Genomic DNA, 20552 nt, shown 5'->3' on the forward strand with positions numbered 1-20552 from the left:
CCCTGATTCGCCACATGCTTCTGCTGATCACCGTCTGCCTGATCGGCGGGCTGGTCAGCGGCTACTACGGCTGGAGCCTGGCCATCGGCCTGGCCCTATATCTGGGCTGGACGTTGAAGCAACTGCTGCGTCTGCACGACTGGCTGCGCAACCACCAGCCCGACGAGGCGCCACCCGACGGCTACGGCCTGTGGGGCGAGGTGTTCGACAGCATCTACCACCTGCAGCGTCGCGACCAGCGCGTACGCGGCCGCCTGCAGGCGGTGATCGACCGGGTCCAGGAGTCCACCGCCGCCCTGCGCGACGCGGTGATCATGCTCGACAGCGAAGGCAACCTGGAATGGTGGAACCGCGCCGCCGAGACCCTGCTGGGCTTCAAGACGCCGCAGGACGGCGGCCAGCCGGTGACCAACCTGGTGCGCCACCCGCGCTTCAAGGAGTACTTCGAGTCGGACAACTACGCCGAGCCGCTGGAGATTCCGTCGCCGATCAATGACCGCCTGCGCGTGCAGCTGCACCTGACCCGCTACGGCAACAACGAACACCTGATGCTGGTGCGCGACGTGACCCGCATCCACCAGCTCGAGCAGATGCGCAAGGACTTCGTCGCCAACGTTTCCCACGAGCTGCGCACACCGCTGACGGTGATCACCGGCTACCTGGAGACGCTGCTGGACAACGTCGAGGACGTGAACCCGCGCTGGAGCCGCGCCCTGCAGCAGATGAGCGCGCAAGGCTCGCGCATGCAGACCCTGCTCAACGACCTGCTGCTGCTGGCCAAGCTCGAGGCCACCGACTACCCCTCGGACAACCAGCCGGTGCTGGTCGACACCCTGCTTGGCGCCATCAAGAACGACGCCCAGGCCCTGTCCGGCCCGCGCAACCAGCGCATCAGCCTGGAAGCGGCGCCCGGCATTCGTCTCAAGGGCAGTGAGTCGGAGCTGCGCAGCGCGTTCTCCAACCTGGTGTTCAACGCGGTCAAATACACCCAGGACGAAGGCAATATCCGCATCCGCTGGTGGGCCGACGAACAGGGCGCGCACCTGAGCGTGCAGGACTCGGGGGTGGGGATCGAGGCCAAGCACCTGCCACGCCTGACCGAGCGCTTCTACCGGGTCGACTCCAGCCGCGCGTCCAATACCGGCGGCACCGGGCTGGGGCTGGCGATCGTCAAGCATGTGCTGATGCGCCATCGCGGACGGCTGGAAATCAGCAGCGTGCCGGGGCATGGCAGCACCTTTACCTGCCACTTTACGCCGGCGCAATTGGTGTCAAGCAAAGCCTGAATCATCGCGGGGCAAGCCCGCTCCCACGCGTTACCTCAGCGATCGTGGGAGCGGGCTTGCCCCGCGATGGGACGCATCCCCTTTGCTTTTGCGGCTCCAACCGCTACATTGGATCCCCCGTGCCAGCCATCGCTGGCACTTTTTTCTCTTGAATTCAAAGACGGACCCCGTAAAAACTCCATCATGGACCCTTCCCCTGGTATCAGCCTCACCTCGTTGTTCGCCGATTTCGGCATGATTCTCTTCGCCTTGTTCCTGGTGCTGCTCAACGGCTTCTTCGTTGCCGCCGAGTTTGCCATGGTCAAGCTGCGTTCCACCCGGGTCGAAGCCATCGCCGAGCTGCATGGCTGGCGTGGCAGCATCCTGCGCAAGGTGCACAACCAGCTCGACGCCTACCTGTCGGCCTGCCAGCTGGGCATCACCCTCGCCTCCCTGGGCCTGGGCTGGGTCGGCGAGCCGGCGTTCGCCCACCTGCTGGAGCCGCTGCTGGCCGCCGTGGGCGTGGACAGCCCCGAGCTGATCAAGGCGATCTCGTTCTTCGTCGCCTTCTTCGTGATCTCCTACCTGCACATCGTGGTCGGCGAGCTGGCACCGAAGTCCTGGGCAATCCGCAAGCCCGAGCTGCTGTCGCTGTGGACCGCCGTGCCGCTGTACCTGTTCTACTGGGCGATGTACCCGGCGATCTACCTGCTCAACGCCAGCGCCAACACCATCCTGCGCATCGCCGGCCAAGGTGAGCCCGGGCCGCACCACGAGCACCACTACAGCCGCGAGGAGCTCAAGCTGATCCTGCACTCCAGCCGCGGCCAGGATCCGAGCGACCAGGGCATGCGTGTGCTGGCCTCGGCCGTGGAGATGGGCGAGCTGGAGGTGGTCGACTGGGCCAACTCCCGCGAGGACATGGTCAGCATCGACGCCCATGCGCCGCTGAAGGAAATCCTCGCCCTGCTGCGCCGCCACAAGTTCAGCCGCTACCCGCTGTATGACGCCGAGCGCGAGGAATTCACCGGCCTGCTGCACATCAAGGACCTGCTGCTGGAGCTGGCCGAGCTGGATCACCTGCCCGAGACCATCGACCTCGAGGACCTCGCCCGCCCGCTGGAGCGCGTCTCCCGGCACATGCCGTTGTCCCAGCTGCTGGAGCAGTTCCGCAAGGGCGGCGCGCACTTCGTGCTGGTGGAGGAAGCCGATGGCAAGGTGATCGGCTACCTGACCATGGAAGACGTGCTGGAAGTGCTGGTCGGCGATATCCAGGACGAACACCGCAAGACCGAGCGCGGCATCCTCGCCTACCAACCGGGCAAGCTGTTGGTACGCGGTGATACGCCGCTGTTCAAGGTCGAGCGCCTGCTGGGCGTCGACCTCGACCATATCGAGGCGGAAACCCTGGCCGGCTTGGTCTATGAGACCCTCAAGCGCGTGCCCGAGGAAGAGGAAGTGCTGGAGGTCGAAGGCCTGCGCATCATCATCAAGAAGATGAAAGGGCCGAAGATCGTGCTGGCCAAGGTGCTCAAGCTCGATTGATCCTTTGGGGCTGCTGCGCAGCCCCAGAAGCCTCAAGGGTTACCGGCAGTGAAATCCGGCAACCCGCCAATCGGCCGGTCGAACTGATACGGTATCGACTCCAGCGCCAACCCCACATTGCGCTGCACCACGAAATGCAGGTGCGGACCGCTGCTGTTGCCGGTGTTGCCCGACTTGGCCAGCGCCTGCCCCTGGGCCACCCGCTGCCCCTCGCCCACCACCACCGAACCGCGCATCAGGTGCAGGTACACGCCCATGGTGCCATCCGGGTGCAGGATCCTGACGAAGTTGCCCGCCGGATTGTTGCCCCGCCCGCTCTGGTTGTTCTCGATCTTCACCACCACACCACCCCGCGCCGCGATGATCGGCGTGCCCTCGGGCATGGCGATGTCCATGGCATAGCGCCCCTTGGGCCCGAAGTGGCTGAAGCGGCCATTGGGACCCTGGCTCAGACGAAACGGCCCGCCCTTCCAGGGGAAGGGATAGCGATAGCCCTGCGGGCGCTGGCCCGGGTCGCCCATGGCATAGCGAAACTTGGTGTCGTACCTGAGGCTGCTCCCCTGGCGGGCCTGGACCACGCTGAGCACCTGGGTCGAGCGCGGCGGCACCAGCCGTCGGACGATGCGCGGGGCGTTGCCGCCCTGGGCATTGGCCAGGCGCTCCACGCGCAGTTCCACCTCCATGGGCACGAACAGTTCGTTGCGGGCGACAAAGCGCACGCCACCGGCAAAGGGCTCGGTCTTCAGGCGAACCTGGCCATCCAGGCGCTCGACCATGGGCTCACGGAACACGAAGACCTTGGCCCCCGGGCTCGGGCGGTCGGAGTAGGAGACCACGCCGAAGGTGTCGGTGGTCTTGTAGACGGTCATGCCCAGGCTCGACGCCGAGGCCGTGAGCAAGGCACAGAACAGCAGCAGGCGGGCGGGCGGCATGATGGTGGCTTTTTGACAGTTGTGTTCTGTCGAAGCCTAGCAGCCGGATTTGAGAGGGATATGACAGTTGGTCGGGTGGTGCCGGATGGGTAACGTGGGAGCGGGCTTGCCCCGCGATGACGACGGTGGCCATACCACCACTATCGCGGGGCAAGCCCGCTCCCACAACATCAGCTCCGACGCGGTACTCAAGCGGCCATCAGGCGCCGGGCGTGAAGTGCTTCTGCGCCGTGCCGCGAGCGATCAGCCGCGACAGGTAGTCGAGCTTCTGCGCATCCTGGTCGACGAACTTGAAGGTCAGTTGCAGCCAGTCGCTCTCGGGCTTGGGCTCCAGCGCCGCAATGGCGTGCAGGTAGCCGTTCAGCCGCGCCGTCTCGGCATTCTCGCCTTGCTCCAGGTCCAGCACCGCGCCTTCGAGCACCTGTGGCAGGTTGGTGCCGCGGCGCACCACCAGCAGGGCTTCCTTGAGGCTCAGGGCCTTGATCATGCACGGCTGGGTGCCGCTGGACAGGCGCAGTTGGCCTTGGCCACGGCCAGTCTGGGCCGCGGCGGCGGCAGTCTTCGGCGTCGGTGCGTTGATCAGTGGCTTGGCAGCCGCGGCGACAGGCGCCGGAGCCGCGACCTTGGCCGCTTCCGGACGACCACCGGTCAGGGCGCTGAGCGAGTCGTTGGCGAACGCCGAGTTGACTCGCGCCGGCGCACTGGACATCAGGGCGTCGAGCTTGCCGATCTTGGTCAGCGACTTCTTCACCTTGGTCAGCAGTTGCTCGTTGGTGAACGGCTTGCCGACGAAATCGGAAACACCGGCCTGGATGGCCTGGATCACGTTTTCCTTGTCACCACGGCTGGTCACCATGATGAACTGCATGGTCTTCATCTCTTCCTGTTGGCGGCACCAGGTCAGCAGTTCGAGGCCCGACATCTCGGGCATCTCCCAGTCGCACAGGACCAGGTCGAAACGTTCCTTGCTCAGCATGGCCATGGCCTTGCGACCGTTGACCGCGTCCTCGATCACCACGCCGGGAAAGGCGTTGCGCAGGCACTTTTTTACCAGGTCGCGGATGAACGGGGCATCGTCCACGACCAGCACATTCACTTTACTCATCGATACTCCTCTTGAATCCCGGCTAGCATACCGCCGACTGATGGCCATTTGCCAAACCACTGGTCACGCCGGGACTTCTCACACGGTTCGCGGGTGCCTGCTGGTGCTCGACCGCAAACGAAAACGCCCGGCGGTTGCCGGGCGTTCATGCTCGGGAGCAATCCTATTTATCGTCCGGTTCAGCCGGAACATTAGCGATTTCGCCCTCATCGAACGCTTCGCCCTGCACCTCGGCTTTCATGCGCTTGAGGCCCATGTGGCGCACGTCGGTGCCGCGCACCAGGTAGATCACCAGCTCCGAAATGTTGCGCGCGTGGTCGCCGATGCGCTCCAGCGAACGCAGGGCCCAGATCACGCTGAGCACGCGGGAGATCGAGCGCGGGTCTTCCATCATGTAGGTGACCAGCTCGCGCAGCGCGGTCTTGTATTCACGGTCGATGGTCTTGTCGTACTGGGCCACCGACAGCGCCAGGTCGGCGTCGAAACGGGCGAAGGCGTCCAGCGCGTCGCGGACCATGTTGCGCACCTGGTCGCCGATGTGGCGCACCTCGACGTAGCCGCGTGGCGACTCGCCTTCCTCGCACAGCTGGATGGCACGGCGGGCGATCTTGGTCGATTCGTCACCGATGCGCTCCAGGTCGATCACCGACTTGGAGATGCTGATGATCAGGCGCAGGTCGGAGGCCGCCGGCTGGCGACGGGCGAGGATGCGCACGCACTCCTCGTCGATGTTGCGTTCCATCTGGTTGATCTGTTCATCGACCTCGCGCACCTGCTGGGCCAGGCCCGAATCGGCCTCGATCAGCGCGGTGACGGCGTCGTTCACTTGCTTCTCGACCAGGCCGCCCATGGCCAGCAGGTGGCTGCGCACCTCCTCGAGCTCGGCATTGAACTGCTGGGAGATGTGGTGGGTAAGGCTTTCTTTGTTGATCATCGTTTCGCTCCGCGAAGCAGCTGCAGGCTTCAAGTCGTTCGTGTCGTTCCCTGGCTTACTGGCATTACCTGGTTCTGTGGGAGCGGGCTTGCCCGCGAACACCGGCAAAGCCGGTGCCAGCCACCGTGGTGCCTGCTTCGCGGGCAAGCCCGCTCCCACAGAGGCACCCGCCCCCTGGCGAGCAACTGCTAGCCGTAGCGACCGGTGATGTAGTCTTCGGTCTGCTTCTTCGCCGGGTTGGTGAACAGCGTGTCGGTATCACCGAATTCGACCAGTTTGCCCATGTACATGAACGCGGTGTAGTCCGAAACGCGGGCCGCCTGCTGCATGTTATGGGTCACGATGACGATGGTGTACTTGGATTTCAGTTCGTAGATCAGCTCCTCGACCTTCAGGGTCGAGATCGGGTCCAGCGCCGAGCACGGTTCGTCGAGCAGCAGCACTTCCGGCTCCACGGCGATGGTACGGGCGATCACCAGACGCTGCTGCTGGCCACCGGACAGGCCCAGGGCCGAGTCATGCAGGCGGTCCTTGACCTCGTCCCACAGCGCCGCGCCCTTCAGCGCCCACTCGACGGCTTCGTCGAGCACGCGCTTCTTGTTGATGCCCTGGATGCGCAGGCCGTAGACCACGTTCTCGTAGATGGTCTTGGGGAACGGGTTGGGCTTCTGGAACACCATGCCCACGCGGCGGCGCAGCTCGGCCACGTCCTCGCCCTTGCGGTAGATGTTGTTGCCGTACAGGTTGATGGCGCCTTCCACGCGGCAGCCATCGACCAGGTCGTTCATGCGGTTGAAGGTCCGCAGCAGCGTGGACTTGCCGCAGCCGGACGGGCCGATGAAGGCAGTCACGCGCTGCTTGGGGATGTTCAGGCTGACGTCGAACAGCGCTTGCTTGTCGCCGTAGAACAGGGACAGCCCAGGTACTTCGATGGCCACGGTCTCTTCGGCCAGGCGCAGGCTCTGCTTGTCGCGGCCCAGGGCCGACATGTCGATGCCGTGGGCGTGGGATTCATGCTGCATGGTCAACTCCATACGCTATCAATTCGTTTCAAAGGGCCGCCCGGTGTTCGGGCGGCACGCTTGCAATCAGGATCAGTGGTCGAGCGCCTTGTACTTCTCGCGCAGGTGGTTACGGATCCACACCGCCGAGAGGTTGAGGGTGGCGATCACCAGCACCAGCAACAGCGCGGTGGCGTACACCAGCGGCCGCGCGGCCTCGACGTTGGGGCTCTGGAAGCCGACGTCGTAGATGTGGAAGCCCAGGTGCATGATCTTCTGGTCCAGGTGCAGGTACGGGTAGTTACCGTCCACCGGCAGCGACGGCGCCAGCTTCACCACACCCACCAGCATCAGCGGCGCCACTTCGCCGGCGGCGCGGGCCACGGCGAGGATCATGCCGGTCATCATGGCCGGGCTGGCCATCGGCAGGACGATCTTCCACAGGGTCTCGGCCTTGGTCGCGCCCAGGGCCAGCGAGCCCTCGCGCACCGTACGCGGAATCCGCGCCAGGCCTTCCTCGGTGGCCACGATCACCACCGGCACCGCCAGCAGCGCCAGGGTCAGCGAGGCCCAAAGCAGGCCAGGCGTGCCGAGGGTCGGCGCCGGCAGCGACTCGGGGAAGAACAGCCGGTCGATCGAGCCGCCCAGCACGTAGACGAAGAAACCCAGGCCGAACACGCCGTAGACGATCGCCGGAACGCCGGCCAGGTTGTTCACCGCGATGCGGATCAACCGGGTCACCGGGCCCTGCTTGGCGTACTCGCGCAGGTACACCGCCGCCAGCACGCCGAACGGGGTGACGATCACGGCCATGATCAGGGTCATCATCACGGTGCCGAAGATGGCCGGGAAGATACCACCCTCGGTGTTGGCCTCACGCGGGTCGTCGCTGAGGAACTCCCACACCTTGGCGAAGTAGGCGCCCATCTTGGTCAGGCCGGACATGGCGTTCGGCTGGATGGCGTGGACCACCTTGCTCAGGTTGATCTCCACCTCGCGGCCGTTGCCGTCGCGGGCCACCAGGCTGTCGCGGGCGAAGGCCTGGTGCAGGCCGGTCAGGCGCTCCTCGATGGCCTTGTAGCGATTGTTCAGCTCAGCGCGCTCGGCGTCCATGTCGGCCTGGGCGGCAGCGTCCAGCTTGCCGTCCAGTTCCAGCTTGCGGCTGTGCAGGCGCAGGCGCTCGAGGCCATGGTTGATGGCGCCGATGTCCTTCTTCTCCAGCTTCACCAACTGGTCGTTGAGTTCGCTGGCGCGCTTGAGGCGCGTCTGCAGCTCAGTCCAGGCCTCGGGGCCCTGGGCGACCACGCGGCCTTCTTCCTTGACGCTGACCAGGTAGCCGTAGAAGTTACCCCATTCGCGGCGCTCAAGGGCGATCAGGTCGACAGGCATTTGCTGGTCGACCAGCCACTCGCCCACGACCCAGGTGAAGTCAGTGCCGTTGAGGTCACGGTTACCGACCTTGATCAGCTCGCGGGTCATGAACTCCGGGCCCTGCTCGGGAACCGGCAGGCCGGCACCCTTGAGGCGTTCACGCGGTACTTCTTCCTTCTGTACCACTTCACCGATGACCACGTGGTCGGCCTGGCCCGGCACCTTGTAGGTGGCCTGGACCAGGTCGGCCGGCCAGAAGTGGCCCAGGCCGCGCACGGCGATCACGGCCAGCAGGCCGACGGTCATGATGACCGCCATGGCGACCGCGCCACCACTGATCCAGACGCCGGGGGCGCCGCTCTTGAACCAGCCTTTGAGGGAATCCTTTTTCACGGATCTCTACCTTTCTATCAAAGCGACGAGTATTTCTTGCGCAGGCGCTGGCGAATCAGCTCGGCCAGGGTGTTCATCACGAAGGTGAACATCAGCAGCACGAGGGCGGCGAGGAACAGCACACGATAGTGGCTGCCACCGACTTCCGATTCGGGCATTTCCACGGCCACGTTGGCGGCCAGGGTGCGCATGCCCTCGAATAGGTTCATCTCCATCACCGGGGTGTTGCCGGTGGCCATCAGCACGATCATGGTCTCGCCCACCGCGCGGCCCATGCCGATCATCAGCGCCGAGAAGATGCCCGGGCTGGCAGTGAGGATGACCACGCGGGTCAGGGTCTGCCACGGCGTGGCGCCCAGCGCCAGCGAACCCAGGGTCAGGCTGCGCGGCACGCTGAACACGGCGTCTTCGGCGATGGAATAGATGTTCGGGATGACCGCGAAGCCCATGGCGATGCCGACCACCAGGGCGTTGCGCTGGTCGTAGGTGATGCCGAGGTCGTTGCTGATCCACAGGCGCATGTCGCCCTTGAAGAACCAGCTCTCGAGGAACGGACTCATGTACAGGGCAAACCAGCCGATCACCAGGATCACCGGGATCAGGATCGCCGCTTCCCAGCCATCCGGAATGCGCAGGCGGATCGACTCCGGCAGGCGGCTCCAGCTGAAGCCGGCGAGCAGGATGCCGATCGGCATGATCACGAACAGGCTGAATACGCCCGGCAGGTGGCCTTCGAGGTACGGCGCGAGGAACAGGCCGGCGAAGAAGCCGAGGATCACCGTCGGCATCGCTTCCATCAGCTCGATTACCGGCTTGACCTTGCGGCGCATGCCCGGGGCCATGAAGTAGGCGGTGTAGATGGCGGCGGCGATGGCCAGCGGCGCGGCCAGGATCATCGCGTAGAACGCGGCCTTGAGCGTACCGAAGGTCAGCGGCGACAGGCTCAGCTTGGGTTCGAAGTCGGTGTTCGAGGCGGTCGACTGCCAGACATACTTAGGCTCGTCGTAGTTCTCGTACCAGACCTTGCCCCACAGCGCGCTGAAGGAGATCTCCGGGTGCGGGTTGCGCAGGCTCAGGGGCAGCAGCTTGCCACCTTCCTCGATGATGATGCGGTTGGCGCGTGGCGACAGGGCCAGCACGCCCGCGCCTTCGGCGACCGATTCGACCAGCAGGGTGCGGTGCGCGGTGCTGTGGAACACGCCCAATTTGCCTTCGCTGTCCAGGGCGATGAAGCCCTTGCGGCGCTCTTCGGCGTCGATCTGCACCACCGGGGCCTTGCCCAGCTGGAAGCTGCGGATCAGCTTGAAGCGCGACTCGCCGTCCGGATCGCGGGCCATGAACCACTGGCTCAGGCCGCCCTTGGAGTCACCGAAGATCAGCGAGATGCCACCGACCAGCTGGGCGGTCGCGGTGATTTCGGCGTTGCCGTCTTCCAGCAGCTTGTAGCGACCATTGAGGCTCTTGTCGCGCAGGCTGAACACGTCGGCGGTGGCGCGACCGTTGACCACGTACAGCCACTGCTGGCGCGGGTCGATGAAGATGTTCTTCACCACCTCGGTCATCTGCGGCAGCTCGATGCGGTTCTGCTCGATGGTGACCTCGTCGGTCATCATGTTCTCGGTACGCGACAGCTCGACCACCTGCAGGTGCGCGCCAGTGGAGCCGGCCAGCAACAGGGTGTCGCCATTGACGTTGACGCTCACGTGTTCCAGCGCGCGGCCCTGGTCATCCAGGGTGAACAGGTCCTGACCATAGGGGTAGTCGATACCCGGCTCGATGGTCTTCTTGTTGTCCGGATAGGTGATCTTGTAGGTGTGGTGGAACACCAGCGCCTGGCCATTGGACAGGCCCAGCACCACCAGCGGGCTGCCGGGCTGGTCGGTGCTGATCGAGCTGACCTGGGCGCCGGCGGGCAGCGGCAGGTCGACGCGCTTCAGTTCGTTGCCGGTCTTGGTGTCGAAGAACAGCGCCTGGCCCTTGTCGGACACACGCATGCCCACGAGGTTCTGCTCCTCGAGGGCGATCATCAGGGGCTTGCCGGCGTCCTGTTGCAGCCAGGTCGGCTCCAGGGCCTTCTTGCTGGTCAGTTCGGCACCCTGGAACAGCGGCAGCACCACATAGGCCAGGTAGAAGAAGATCAGCGTGATCGCTGCCAGCACGGCGAGGCCGCCCACCAGGACGTACCAGCGGGTCAGACGGTCCTTGAGGGCGCGCATGCGGCGCTTGCGTTGCAACTCGGGCGTATTGAAATCAATGCGCACGGGAGGAGAATTTTGGGTCATTGTGGAGTTGGCCAGATCATTCATGCGCACACCCTAGCGGTCCCGTATGACAAAAACATGACAGTGCAGTGACGCAAAAAAGCCCGCCGCTCAGGAGCCCTGGCTTCGGACTAAGGAATTCGTGGAGGAGGCCGGCATTGTGGTCACCGGCCTCATCCTCAGTTACTTACTTCTTTGCAACGTTACCCGCGTGGGACAGACCCAGGTCAGCCAGGGTCTTGTCGACCACCTTGGCTGGCAGCGGGATGTAGCCGTCCTTCACGACAACCTGCTGGCCGGCCTGGGACAGCACCAGCTTGACGAACTCGGCTTCCAGCGGGGCCAGAGGCTTGTTCGGCGCCTTGTTGACGTAGACGTACAGGAAGCGCGACAGCGGATAGGTACCGTTCAGGGCGTTGGCTTCGTTGTCTTCGACGAAGGTGCCGCCGTCTTTCTTGGCCAGAGGCACGGTCTTGACGCTGGCGGTCTTGTAGCCGATGCCCGAGTAGCCAATGCCGTTCAGCGAGGAGCTGATCGACTGCACGACCGAGGCCGAGCCAGGCTGTTCGTTGACGTTAGGCTTGAAGTCGCCTTTGCACAGGGCTTCTTCCTTGAAGTAGCCGTAGGTGCCCGATACCGAGTTACGGCCGAACAGCTGGACCGGCTTGTTGGCCAGGTCGCCGGTCACGCCGACGTCACCCCAGGTCTTGATCTCGCTCTTGCCACCGCACAGGCGGGTGGAGGAGAAGATGGCGTCGACCTGAGCCATGGTCAGGCCCTTGATCGGGTTGTCCTTGTGCACGAATACGGCCAGGGCGTCGACGGCGACCGGGATGGCGGTCGGCTTGTAGCCGTATTTCTGCTCGAAGGCCTGCAGCTCGACGTCTTTCATCTTGCGGCTCATCGGGCCCAGGTTGGCGGTGCCTTCGGTCAGCGCGGGCGGCGCGGTGGAGGAGCCGGCGGCCTGGATCTGGATGTTTACGTTCGGATATTCCTTCTTGTAGGCCTCGGCCCACAGGGTCATCAGGTTCGCGAGGGTGTCGGAACCGACGCTGGAGAGGTTGCCCGATACACCGGTGGTCTTGGTGTAGGTCGGGATTGCAGGATCGACAGCGGCGACCGCATTGGCGGCAGCGACGCCAGCGGCGGCAAAGGTCAGGGCCGCCATCAAACGCTTCAGTTTCATGCCTTGCTCCTAGCAGGAATATCGTGGGTTGTGAGATGGAACGGGCCCAAGTATCTGCAGGCCGCATGAACACTCTATGACTCGAATATGACAATTGGATGAAAGGCCATCACCGGGAACCGGGATGGCCTTTACAGGATGTTGCAGAGGAGGAGTTTAGAGCGGGTGTCAGCGTTTACGAGCGAGCAAATAGGTGCCCACCAGCAGACCAACGGCACACAGGCACGCCACGTAGTAGGCCGGCGCCATCGGGCTGAACTTGAGCAGCGCGGTCACCACCATCGGCGTCAGCCCGCCAAAGATCGCGTAGGCCAGGTTGTAGGAGAACGACAAGCCGCTGAAGCGCACCACCGGCGGGAACGCCTTGACCATCACGTACGGCACGGCGCCGACGATGCCCACGCACAGGCCGGTCAGGGCATACAGCGGGAACAGCAGGTCCGGGCGGGTCGGCAGGCTGTGGTAGAAGGCCCAGGACGACGCCAGCAACGCCAGGCTGCCAACGATGAACACGCGCCCAGCGCCAAAACGGTCTGCCAGGCTGCCAGCCCCGATGCAGCCCAGGCTGAGCAGCACGATGGCCAGGCTGTTGGCCTTGAGCGAATCGGTGGGGCTGACGTGATAGAGGCTCTGCAGCAAGGCCGGGGTCATCAGGATGATCACCACGATGCCGGCCGACAGCAGCCAGGTGAGCAGCATCGACAGGATGATCGCACCGCGATGGTCGCGCAGCACCGCGCGCAGCGGCAGTTCTTCGGCCAGGGCCTTGCGCGCCTGCATCTCGGCGAACACCGGGGTCTCATGCAGCCAGCGGCGCAGGTAGACCGCGAAGAAGCCGAACACCCCACCGAGCAGGAACGGGATACGCCAGGCGTAATCCGCCACCTCCTCGGGGGTGTAGAGCGTGTTGATCAGGGTCGCCACCAGCGAGCCAAGCAGGATGCCCGAGGTTAGCCCCGCGGTCAGGGTGCCGCAGGCATAGCCGGTGTTGCGCGCCGGCACGTGCTCGGAGACGAACACCCAGGCCCCCGGCACCTCGCCGCCGATGGCCGCGCCCTGGATCACCCGCATCAACAGCAGCAGGATCGGCGCCCACAGGCCAATCTGCGCATAGGTGGGCAGCAGGCCCATCACCAGGGTCGGTACGGCCATCAGGAAGATGCTCAGGGTGAACATCTTCTTGCGCCCGAGCAGGTCGCCGAAGTGGGCCATGACGATGCCGCCCAGGGGGCGCGCCAGGTAGCCGGCGGCGAAGATGCCGAAGGTCTGCATCAGGCGCAGCCACTCAGGCATGTCGGCGGGGAAGAACAGCTTGCCGACCACCGTGGCGAAGAACACGAAGATGATGAAGTCGTAGAACTCCAAGGCTCCGCCCAGGGCGGACAGCGAGAGGGTCTTGTAGTCACTGCGGGACAACGGCCGGGACGGCTGCTCGATACTGCTCTGCACGGAGGTCATCGCTGTTCTTTCTCTTGTAGGTCTGCGGACCGCTTGGCATGCGGCTTCTGGATTGGCTAGGCAGCGAAGATAGCAAATTGCCGAGCCGCGCTCATAGCGGTACAAAATCCATACAGATATTCATGAATGTGCGGTCGTCGCTGGCTGTGCAGGTATATATACTGCCCGCTCGTAGGAAAAGGTTGCTTCCATTGTGGGAAGTTGTGCGAAAACGTCGGTCATTGTTGTCAGACTGTTTCGCAGAGTTTCCCTTTGGCCGCCTCGCGAAGCGAAATCAGCGTAGTATGCGTGTTGCTGAATCGTTTTTACGGCGTCCTTCATTGCGCCACCAACGAAGCTTCACGGGTCAGAGGCCCCACGGCATGATTGAGCTCGAACAAGAAGATCCTATCCCGCAGGGCGACCTGGCCTTGCAGATCACCGCGCTGCCACGCGAGACCAATGGTTTCGGCGATATCTTCGGCGGCTGGCTGGTCGCCCAGATGGACCTGGCCGGCACCGCCATGGCCAGCCGCGTCGCCGGTGGCCGGGTGGCCACGGTAGCCATCGACCGCATGGCCTTCCTGGTGCCGGTGGCGGTGGGCGCTCAGCTGTCCTTCTATACCCAGACCCTGGAGATCGGTCGCAGCTCGATCCAGATGATGGTCGAAGTGTGGAGCGACGACCCGCTGTCCAGCGAATGGCGCAAGGTCACCGAAGCCGTGTTCGTGTTCGTCGCCATCGACGGCAGCGGTCGCACCCGCTCGGTGCCTCGTCGCTGAGCCGAGCGAGCGGTAAACTCATTGCACGTCACCGGGTCCAACGGCCTGACAGACAATCAATGAGACGAGCGCAATGGCTAACTTCACGGTCGAGACCGAGCTTCACGGCGAACTCAATTGCTGGCGCATCACCAGCGAGCATGCCGAACTATTGATCGCCCAGCAGGGCGCGCAAGTCCTCAGCTACCAGCGGATCGGCGAACCGCCGCTGCTGTGGCTGAGCGACCAGGCCATCTTGCGCAAGGGCAAGTCGGTGCGCGCCGGCGCGCCGGTGTGCTGGCCATGGTTCGGTATCTTCGAACGCAACCCGGATTCGGTCAAAGCCATGTTCAAGGGCGAGCAGCCACCGGCCCACGGCCTGGTGCGCGGGCGCGACTGGCAGTTGCTGGGGGCCGAGGAGCACGGCGAAAGCCTGCACATCGAATTCGAACTACCCGAAGCCCAGGGCGACCTGCCGGGCTGGGCCCACGAGGTCCAGCTCAAGCTGCTGGTGGAACTGGGCGACCAGCTGAAGCTGACCCTCACCAGCTACAACCTCGGCAATTCCGACGTCACCCTGAGCCAGGCCCTGCACAGTTACTTCGCCGTGAGCGATGTGCGTCAGGTGCAGGTGGAAGGCGTGGACGGGTTGGCCTATATCGAAACCCTGGCCAACTGGGAGCAACACCAGCAGCAGGGCAACCTGGGCTTCGCGGGCGAGACCGATCGCATCTACCTGAACGCCCCCGAGCGCCTGGCCATCGTCGACCCGCACTGGAACCGACGCATCACCTTGCAGGCCGACGGCTCACACACTGCGGTGATCTGGAACCCCTGGACCGAGCGCGCCCGCGACCTGCCGGACATGGCCGACGATGGCTGGCAGCGCATGCTGTGCATCGAGACGGCCAATGTGATGGATGACGTGGTGGTGCTCAAGCCGGGGGCGAGTCATGCGATGAGCGTGGCGATCGGTAGCGAAGTGCTCTGAGTTTTCCGGGACCGCTACGCGGTCCTTTCGCGACACAAGGCCGCTCCCACAGGATTCGCGTGATCCCTGTAGGAGCGGCCTTGTGTCGCGATGGGCTGCAAGCAGCCCCAGAATGCGTTAGAGGTCGGCGTCTTCCACCACCCTCACCTGCCCCGCCTCCAGCGCATACGCCGCATCCGCCAGGTCATTGCTGACCGTCTCCACCTTCAGCGTGCCGGTCACCCACAACGGCGTGTAGATGTCGTCGATCTTCAAACCTTTCGGATAACGCACCAGCACCAGCTGGTTCGGCGGCGGCGGCGGAACATGGATGCAGGCGCCCGGGTACGGCACCAGGAAGAACAACGTGCTGTTGCCTTTCGCATCGCTCTCCAACGGCACCGGATACCCGCCCAGGCGGATCTGCTTGCCGTTCATCGCTGCCACGGTCTTGGTCGAGTACATCACCGCAGGCAGGCCCTTGCTCTGCTTCAGGCCACCCTTGGCAGTGAAGGTCCCCTGGGCTTCCGGGGAGTTGTGGTCGATCTCGGGCATCTGCTCGAGGGCTTTCTGGTCCGACTTGGGCATCAGCTCCAGCCAGTCGGTCTCGGGCAGTTCGGCATGGGCCAGGGCGCTGGCCAGCAGCAGGGGGACGAGGAATAACGCACGCATGGGAATGCTCGGCAACTCGGGATTGAATTGCCGGGCATTCTAGCCTGTGTTCAGTTCTTCTTGATGAAGCCGTAGATCACCAGAAGGATGATCGCCCCGACCAGGGCCCCGAAGAAACCTGCGGCCTGCCCGGCCTGGTAGATGCCAAGGGCTTGCCCGCCATAGGTGGCGGCCAGGGAGCCGGCGATGCCGAGGAGGATGGTCATGATCCAGCCCATGCTGTCGTCACCCGGTTTCAGGAAACGCGCCAGCAGGCCGACGATCAGGCCAATGAAGATGGTTCCAATGATGCCCATGGCAATCCCTCTATGATGAACATGAAACATGCCAAAGCCTAGTCAGCGCTTTGGCATGTTGCCATCTCAGAGCGGCATTGCCGGGCAGAAGTTCGATCAGCCGGCGATCAACGCCTCTACTTCGGCGATCTTGGCCTTGAGGGTGACCATGTCGGCGCAGCGCAGGGTGGCATGGCCGACCTTGCGTCCGACCTTGAACGCCTTGCCGTAGTGGTGCAGGTGACAATCATCGATGGCCACGACCTTGTCCACCGGCGGTACTTCGCCGATGAAGTTGAGCATGGCGCTCTCGCCGACCTTGGCGGTCGAACCCAGCGGCAGGCCGGCGACGGCACGCAGGTGGTTCTCGAACTGGCTGCACTCACTGCCTTCGATGGTCCAGTGCCCGGAGTTGTGCACGCGCGGGGCAATCTCGTTGGCCTTCAGACCGCCGTCGACTTCGAAGAACTCGAAGGCCATGACGCCGACATAGTCCAGCTTCTGCAGCACGCGACCGACGTAGTCTTCGGCCAGGGCCTGCAGCGGGTGCGCGTCGCTGGCCACCGACAGTTTCAGGATGCCGCTGTCGTGGGTGTTGTGCACCAGCGGGTAGAAGCGGGTTTCGCCATCGCGGGCACGCACGGCCACCAATGACACTTCGCCGGTGAATGGCACGAAGCCCTCCAGCAGGCAAGGCACGCTACCCAGCTCGGCGAAGGTATCGACCACGTCCTCAGGCTTGCGCAGGACCTTCTGGCCCTTGCCGTCATACCCCAGGGTGCGGGTCTTGAGCACGGCCGGCAGGCCGATGCTGGCGACGGCGGCATCCAGGTCCGCTTGCGAAAGGATGTCGGCGAAAGCCGGGGTCGGAATCCCCAGGTCGCGGAACATGCTCTTCTCGAACAGACGGTCGCGGGCGATGCGCAGGGCTTCGGCGCTCGGGTAGACCGGCACGAACTGCGAAAGGAAGGCGACGGTTTCCGCCGGCACGCTCTCGAACTCGAAGGTCACCAGGTCGACTTCGTCGGCCAGCTGGCGCAGGTGGTCCTGGTCGCCGTAGTCGGCGCGCAGGTGCTCGCCCAGCGGGGCGGCGCAGGCGTCCGGGGCCGGGTCGAGGAAGGCGAAGTTCATGCCCAGCGGGGTGCCCGCCAGGGCCAGCATGCGGCCCAGCTGGCCGCCACCGATTACACCGATCTTCATAGCGTCAACCTCAAGCCTGGCGCGGATCTGGATTGTCCAGAACGGTGTCGGTCTGCTCGGTGCGGAACTGCTTGAGCGCCGCGTGGAACTGCGGGTACTTGGCGCCCAGGATGCTTGCCGACAGCAGCGCGGCGTTGATCGCGCCGGCTTTGCCGATGGCCAGGGTGGCTACCGGCACGCCGGCCGGCATCTGCACGATCGACAGCAGCGAATCGACACCCGACAGCATCGACGACTGCACTGGCACGCCCAGCACCGGCAGGTGGGTCTTGGCAGCGCACATGCCTGGCAGGTGGGCCGCGCCACCGGCACCGGCGATGATCACCTCGATGCCGCGGCCTTCGGCCTCCTCGGCGTACTGGAACAGCAGGTCCGGGGTACGGTGGGCGGAAACCACCTTCACCTCGTAGGGAATGCCGAGTTTTTCCAGCATATCGGCGGTGTGGCTAAGGGTGGACCAATCGGACTTGGAGCCCATGATCACGCCAACCAGTGCACTCATCGTCGAGCCTCTTCGCTTGTGCGCCCGCGGGCGCGTCAAAAAACAACAAGCCACGCGGGACGACCGGCGTGGCTTGTTTGCTGATCATGACCGGATCTATCCGGTCGAGGGGCCGCGCAGTATAGCGTAACGCGAGGCGATCACGGCACCCCCGGCGACCAACTGTCGCCCTTATTTTTCGGGGGTTTGGCTGACTTTCGGGTCAACTGAGCCGCCCTCCAGCTTGCGCCACAGCAACCGCACGTTGGCCTTGCGCACCAGCGCGCAGCGGTACAGGCGGATTTCCAGCGGCACATGCCACTGGCTGCCGCCACAGATCACCAGTTCGCCACGTTCCAGCTCGCCACGCATCGACAGCCTCGGCACCCAGGCGATACCCATGCCTTCGAGGGCCATGCTCTTGAGACTGTCGGCCATCGCGGTTTCATAGACAGTGGTATAGCGCAGGTTGCGCTGGCGTAGCAGCAGGTTGACCGAACGGCCGAGGAAGGCGCCAGCGCTGTAGGCCAGCAGCGGCACGCTGCCCTCGCCCTCCAGGTCGAACAGCGGCTTGCCGTCCGGACCCACGGCGCACACCGGAAGCATTTCGGTGGTGCCCATGTGCAGCGAGGGGAAGATCTCAGCGTCCATCTGCAGGGCGGCGTCCGGGTCATAGAAGGCCAGCATCAGGTCGCAGCCGCCCTCGCGCAATGCATGAACGGCATCACCGACGTTGGTGGCCACCAGGCGCGTGGCGATGTTCAAACCATCGTTGCGCAGCTGCGCCACCCAGCGCGGGAAAAAGCCCGACGCCAGGGAGTGTGCGGCCGACACCTGGATGACCTCGCCCTGCCCGCCTTCGAGGTGGTGCAAATGGCGGAGAACTTCGCTCAACTGGTCGACAACGGTGCGCGCAGTGACGAGAAACAGCTGTCCGGCCTCGGTCAGTTCGATGGGTGTGCGGGAACGATTCACCAAGGTCAGCCCCAACGCCGCCTCCAAGCTGCGTATGCGTCGGCTGAAAGCCGGCTGGGTGACGAAACGGCGCTCGGCCGCCTGGGAAAAACTGCGGGTGGAGGCCAGGGCACTGAAGTCCTCCAGCCATTTGCTTTCGAGGTTCATCGACTACTCCGCAACGCGTGCACCAAAATGGAACACGCTCGATTGTCAATCGGCGTCACATCAAACCGTATGCCGTTTGTGCATAGGTTAGCGTGCAACAGCATTGGCCGCAAAATCCGGGCAGCCCTAGCATTGGCGCCATTCCGGCAGGTGCCGGGTCAAAATCGAGATGATATCCATCATGTCCTCCGCTGCATCGTTCCGCGTCGAAAAAGATCTGCTTGGTACCCTTGAAGTCCCTGCCGATGCCTACTACGGCATCCAGACTCTGCGCGCTGCCAACAACTTCCACCTCTCCGGCGTTCCGCTGTCGCACTACCCGAAACTGGTAGTCGGCCTGGCGATGGTCAAGCAGGCCGCTGCTGACGCCAACCGTGAGCTGGGGCACCTGAGCGATGCCAAGCACGCTGCCATCACTGCAGCCTGCGCCCGACTGATCAAGGGTGACTTCCACGATCAGTTCGTCGTGGACATGATTCAAGGCGGTGCCGGCACCTCCACCAACATGAACGCCAACGAAGTCATCGCCAACGTCGCGCTGGAGCACATGGGCCACCAGAAAGGTGAGTACCAGTACCTGCACCCGAACAACGACGTGAACATGGCGCAGTCGACCAACGACGCCTACCCGACCGCGATCCGTCTGGGTCTGCTGCTGGGCCACGACGCCCTGCTGGCCAGCCTCGACAGCCTGATCCAGGCCTTCGCCGCCAAGGGTAAAGAGTTCGACCACGTACTGAAGATGGGCCGCACCCAGCTGCAGGACGCCGTGCCGATGACCCTGGGCCAGGAATTCCGCGCCTTCGCCACCACCATGACCGAAGACCTGCAGCGCCTGCGCTCGCTGGCTCCGGAGCTGCTGACCGAAATCAACCTGGGCGGTACCGCCATCGGTACCGGCATCAACGCCGACCCGGGCTACCAGGCCCTGGCCGTGCAGCGCCTGGCGACCATCAGCGGCCAGCCGCTGGTCCCGGCCGCCGACCTGATCGAAGCCACCTCCGACATGGGCGCCTTCGTGCTGTTCTCCGGCATGCTCAAGCGTACCGCGGTCAAGCTGTCGAAGATCTGCAACGACCTGCGCCTGCTGTCCAGCGGCCCACGCACCGGCATCAACGAAATCAACCTGCCAGCGCGTCAGCCAGGCAGCTCGATCATGCCAGGCAAGGTCAACCCGGTGATCCCGGAAGCCGTCAACCAAGTCGCCTTCGCCATCATGGGCAACGACCTGGCCCTGACCGTCGCCGCCGAAGGTGGCCAGCTGCAGCTGAACGTGATGGAACCGCTGATCGCCTACAAGATCTTCGACTCGATCCGCCTGCTGCAACGCGCCATGGACATGCTGCGCGAGCACTGCATCGTCGGCATCACCGCCAACGAACAGCGCTGCCGTGAACTGGTCGAGCACTCGATCGGCCTGGTCACCGCCCTGAACCCGTACATCGGCTACGAAAACGCCACCCGTATCGCCCGCGTCGCCCTGGAAACCGGCCGCGGCGTGCTGGAACTGGTGCGCGAGGAGAAGCTGCTGGACGAAGAGATGCTCAACGACATCCTGCGTCCGGAAAACATGATCGCTCCCCGTCTGGTTCCGCTGAAGGCGTAACCCAGGCCGCTGCAAACAGTCTCACCAGGTCGAGG

Annotated in this window: 18 protein-coding genes; 5 read left to right on the forward strand and 13 right to left on the reverse strand. The window is 64.3% G+C overall.

Translation table 11 applies throughout. The features are described 5' to 3' along the window. Window positions 1-14 precede the first annotated feature (14 nt). Together phoR and HU751_RS15025 are read left to right on the forward strand one after the other, a co-directional pair. Entirely contained in the window at window positions 15-1286 is a 1272-nt protein-coding gene (gene phoR / locus HU751_RS15020) for a phosphate regulon sensor histidine kinase PhoR (protein ID WP_264082619.1), read from the forward strand. A 183-nt stretch (window positions 1287-1469) separates the two neighbouring features. Then, window positions 1470-2810 (forward strand): hemolysin family protein, encoded by a 1341-nt coding sequence (locus HU751_RS15025; RefSeq protein ID WP_028689967.1) that lies wholly within the window; start codon window positions 1470-1472, stop codon window positions 2808-2810. A 32-nt stretch (window positions 2811-2842) separates the two neighbouring features. On the opposite strand, the gene HU751_RS15030 is transcribed toward HU751_RS15025, so the two are convergent. The 8 genes from HU751_RS15030 to HU751_RS15065 all read right to left on the reverse strand — a co-directional run bounded on the left by HU751_RS15030 (window position 2843) and on the right by HU751_RS15065 (window position 13451). Further along, window positions 2843-3742, reverse strand: coding sequence for a peptidoglycan DD-metalloendopeptidase family protein (locus HU751_RS15030; protein ID WP_186712284.1), 900 nt, complete (start codon window positions 3740-3742; stop codon window positions 2843-2845). Between the two features lie 199 nt (window positions 3743-3941). Further along, window positions 3942-4847 (reverse strand): response regulator, encoded by a 906-nt coding sequence (locus tag HU751_RS15035; protein ID WP_050707550.1) that lies wholly within the window; start codon window positions 4845-4847, stop codon window positions 3942-3944. A gap of 163 nt (window positions 4848-5010) precedes the next feature. After that, complete coding sequence (gene phoU / locus HU751_RS15040; RefSeq protein ID WP_023630537.1) at window positions 5011-5781, reverse strand: phosphate signaling complex protein PhoU; 771 nt, start codon at window positions 5779-5781, stop codon at window positions 5011-5013. A gap of 188 nt (window positions 5782-5969) precedes the next feature. Then, a complete protein-coding gene (gene pstB, locus HU751_RS15045; RefSeq protein WP_110736314.1) occupies window positions 5970-6803 on the reverse strand; it encodes a phosphate ABC transporter ATP-binding protein PstB in 834 nt (277 codons plus the stop codon). 72 nt (window positions 6804-6875) lie between these two features. Continuing rightward, window positions 6876-8546: a phosphate ABC transporter permease PstA gene (gene pstA, locus HU751_RS15050; protein ID WP_186732182.1), complete on the reverse strand. Its 1671-nt coding sequence runs from the start codon at window positions 8544-8546 to the stop codon at window positions 6876-6878. Window positions 8547-8563: 17 nt separating this feature from the next. After that, window positions 8564-10852, reverse strand: coding sequence for an ABC transporter permease subunit (locus HU751_RS15055; RefSeq protein ID WP_186732181.1), 2289 nt, complete (start codon window positions 10850-10852; stop codon window positions 8564-8566). Window positions 10853-10994: 142 nt separating this feature from the next. Then, window positions 10995-11993, reverse strand: coding sequence for a phosphate ABC transporter substrate-binding protein PstS (locus HU751_RS15060; RefSeq protein ID WP_186732180.1), 999 nt, complete (start codon window positions 11991-11993; stop codon window positions 10995-10997). Between the two features lie 168 nt (window positions 11994-12161). Next, window positions 12162-13451 carry an MFS transporter gene (locus tag HU751_RS15065; RefSeq protein WP_062360101.1) on the reverse strand — a complete coding sequence of 430 codons (1290 nt, stop codon included), beginning with the start codon at window positions 13449-13451 and terminating at the stop codon, window positions 12162-12164. Between the two features lie 362 nt (window positions 13452-13813). Between HU751_RS15065 and HU751_RS15070 the strand changes: the two genes are divergently transcribed. Together HU751_RS15070 and HU751_RS15075 are read left to right on the forward strand one after the other, a co-directional pair. After that, window positions 13814-14212, forward strand: a complete 399-nt coding sequence (locus tag HU751_RS15070) for an acyl-CoA thioesterase (RefSeq protein ID WP_003253317.1) — start codon at window positions 13814-13816, stop codon at window positions 14210-14212. Between the two features lie 73 nt (window positions 14213-14285). Next, a complete protein-coding gene (locus HU751_RS15075; RefSeq protein WP_186732179.1) occupies window positions 14286-15182 on the forward strand; it encodes a D-hexose-6-phosphate mutarotase in 897 nt (298 codons plus the stop codon). A 117-nt stretch (window positions 15183-15299) separates the two neighbouring features. On the opposite strand, the gene HU751_RS15080 is transcribed toward HU751_RS15075, so the two are convergent. The 5 genes from HU751_RS15080 to HU751_RS15100 form a co-directional block, all read right to left on the reverse strand. Continuing rightward, window positions 15300-15833 (reverse strand): DUF3299 domain-containing protein, encoded by a 534-nt coding sequence (locus HU751_RS15080; protein ID WP_186732178.1) that lies wholly within the window; start codon window positions 15831-15833, stop codon window positions 15300-15302. Window positions 15834-15883: 50 nt separating this feature from the next. After that, window positions 15884-16129 (reverse strand): GlsB/YeaQ/YmgE family stress response membrane protein, encoded by a 246-nt coding sequence (locus tag HU751_RS15085; RefSeq protein WP_050707557.1) that lies wholly within the window; start codon window positions 16127-16129, stop codon window positions 15884-15886. Between the two features lie 96 nt (window positions 16130-16225). Beyond that, window positions 16226-17308, reverse strand: coding sequence for a 5-(carboxyamino)imidazole ribonucleotide synthase (locus tag HU751_RS15090; RefSeq protein WP_186732177.1), 1083 nt, complete (start codon window positions 17306-17308; stop codon window positions 16226-16228). Between the two features lie 10 nt (window positions 17309-17318). Then, window positions 17319-17810 (reverse strand): 5-(carboxyamino)imidazole ribonucleotide mutase, encoded by a 492-nt coding sequence (purE, locus tag HU751_RS15095; protein WP_050707559.1) that lies wholly within the window; start codon window positions 17808-17810, stop codon window positions 17319-17321. Window positions 17811-17981: 171 nt separating this feature from the next. Beyond that, window positions 17982-18911: a LysR substrate-binding domain-containing protein gene (locus HU751_RS15100; protein ID WP_050707560.1), complete on the reverse strand. Its 930-nt coding sequence runs from the start codon at window positions 18909-18911 to the stop codon at window positions 17982-17984. A 181-nt stretch (window positions 18912-19092) separates the two neighbouring features. Here HU751_RS15100 and aspA point away from each other — a divergent pair, with 181 nt between their 5' ends. Continuing rightward, a complete protein-coding gene (gene aspA / locus HU751_RS15105; protein WP_050707561.1) occupies window positions 19093-20517 on the forward strand; it encodes an aspartate ammonia-lyase in 1425 nt (474 codons plus the stop codon). The last annotated feature ends 35 nt before the right edge of the window (window positions 20518-20552 follow it).

Source organism: Pseudomonas peradeniyensis, from assembly GCF_014268935.2.
GTDB lineage: Bacteria > Pseudomonadota > Gammaproteobacteria > Pseudomonadales > Pseudomonadaceae > Aquipseudomonas > Aquipseudomonas peradeniyensis.

Bases quoted from the DNA above. Each gene is read 5' to 3' on its own strand.
- phoR (WP_264082619.1), top strand. From the start codon at position 15: ATGCTTCTGCTGATCACCGTCTGCCTGATCGGCGGGCTGGTCAGCGGC.
- HU751_RS15025 (WP_028689967.1), top strand. From the start codon at position 1,470: ATGGACCCTTCCCCTGGTATCAGCCTCACCTCGTTGTTCGCCGATTTC.
- HU751_RS15030 (WP_186712284.1), bottom strand. From the start codon at position 3,742: ATGCCGCCCGCCCGCCTGCTGCTGTTCTGTGCCTTGCTCACGGCCTCG.
- HU751_RS15035 (WP_050707550.1), bottom strand. From the start codon at position 4,847: ATGAGTAAAGTGAATGTGCTGGTCGTGGACGATGCCCCGTTCATCCGC.
- phoU (WP_023630537.1), bottom strand. From the start codon at position 5,781: ATGATCAACAAAGAAAGCCTTACCCACCACATCTCCCAGCAGTTCAAT.
- pstB (WP_110736314.1), bottom strand. From the start codon at position 6,803: ATGCAGCATGAATCCCACGCCCACGGCATCGACATGTCGGCCCTGGGC.
- HU751_RS15055 (WP_186732181.1), bottom strand. From the start codon at position 10,852: ATGAATGATCTGGCCAACTCCACAATGACCCAAAATTCTCCTCCCGTG.
- HU751_RS15060 (WP_186732180.1), bottom strand. From the start codon at position 11,993: ATGAAACTGAAGCGTTTGATGGCGGCCCTGACCTTTGCCGCCGCTGGC.
- HU751_RS15065 (WP_062360101.1), bottom strand. From the start codon at position 13,451: ATGACCTCCGTGCAGAGCAGTATCGAGCAGCCGTCCCGGCCGTTGTCC.
- HU751_RS15070 (WP_003253317.1), top strand. From the start codon at position 13,814: ATGATTGAGCTCGAACAAGAAGATCCTATCCCGCAGGGCGACCTGGCC.
- HU751_RS15075 (WP_186732179.1), top strand. From the start codon at position 14,286: ATGGCTAACTTCACGGTCGAGACCGAGCTTCACGGCGAACTCAATTGC.
- HU751_RS15080 (WP_186732178.1), bottom strand. From the start codon at position 15,833: ATGCGTGCGTTATTCCTCGTCCCCCTGCTGCTGGCCAGCGCCCTGGCC.
- HU751_RS15085 (WP_050707557.1), bottom strand. From the start codon at position 16,129: ATGGGCATCATTGGAACCATCTTCATTGGCCTGATCGTCGGCCTGCTG.
- HU751_RS15090 (WP_186732177.1), bottom strand. From the start codon at position 17,308: ATGAAGATCGGTGTAATCGGTGGCGGCCAGCTGGGCCGCATGCTGGCC.
- purE (WP_050707559.1), bottom strand. From the start codon at position 17,810: ATGAGTGCACTGGTTGGCGTGATCATGGGCTCCAAGTCCGATTGGTCC.
- HU751_RS15100 (WP_050707560.1), bottom strand. From the start codon at position 18,911: ATGAACCTCGAAAGCAAATGGCTGGAGGACTTCAGTGCCCTGGCCTCC.
- aspA (WP_050707561.1), top strand. From the start codon at position 19,093: ATGTCCTCCGCTGCATCGTTCCGCGTCGAAAAAGATCTGCTTGGTACC.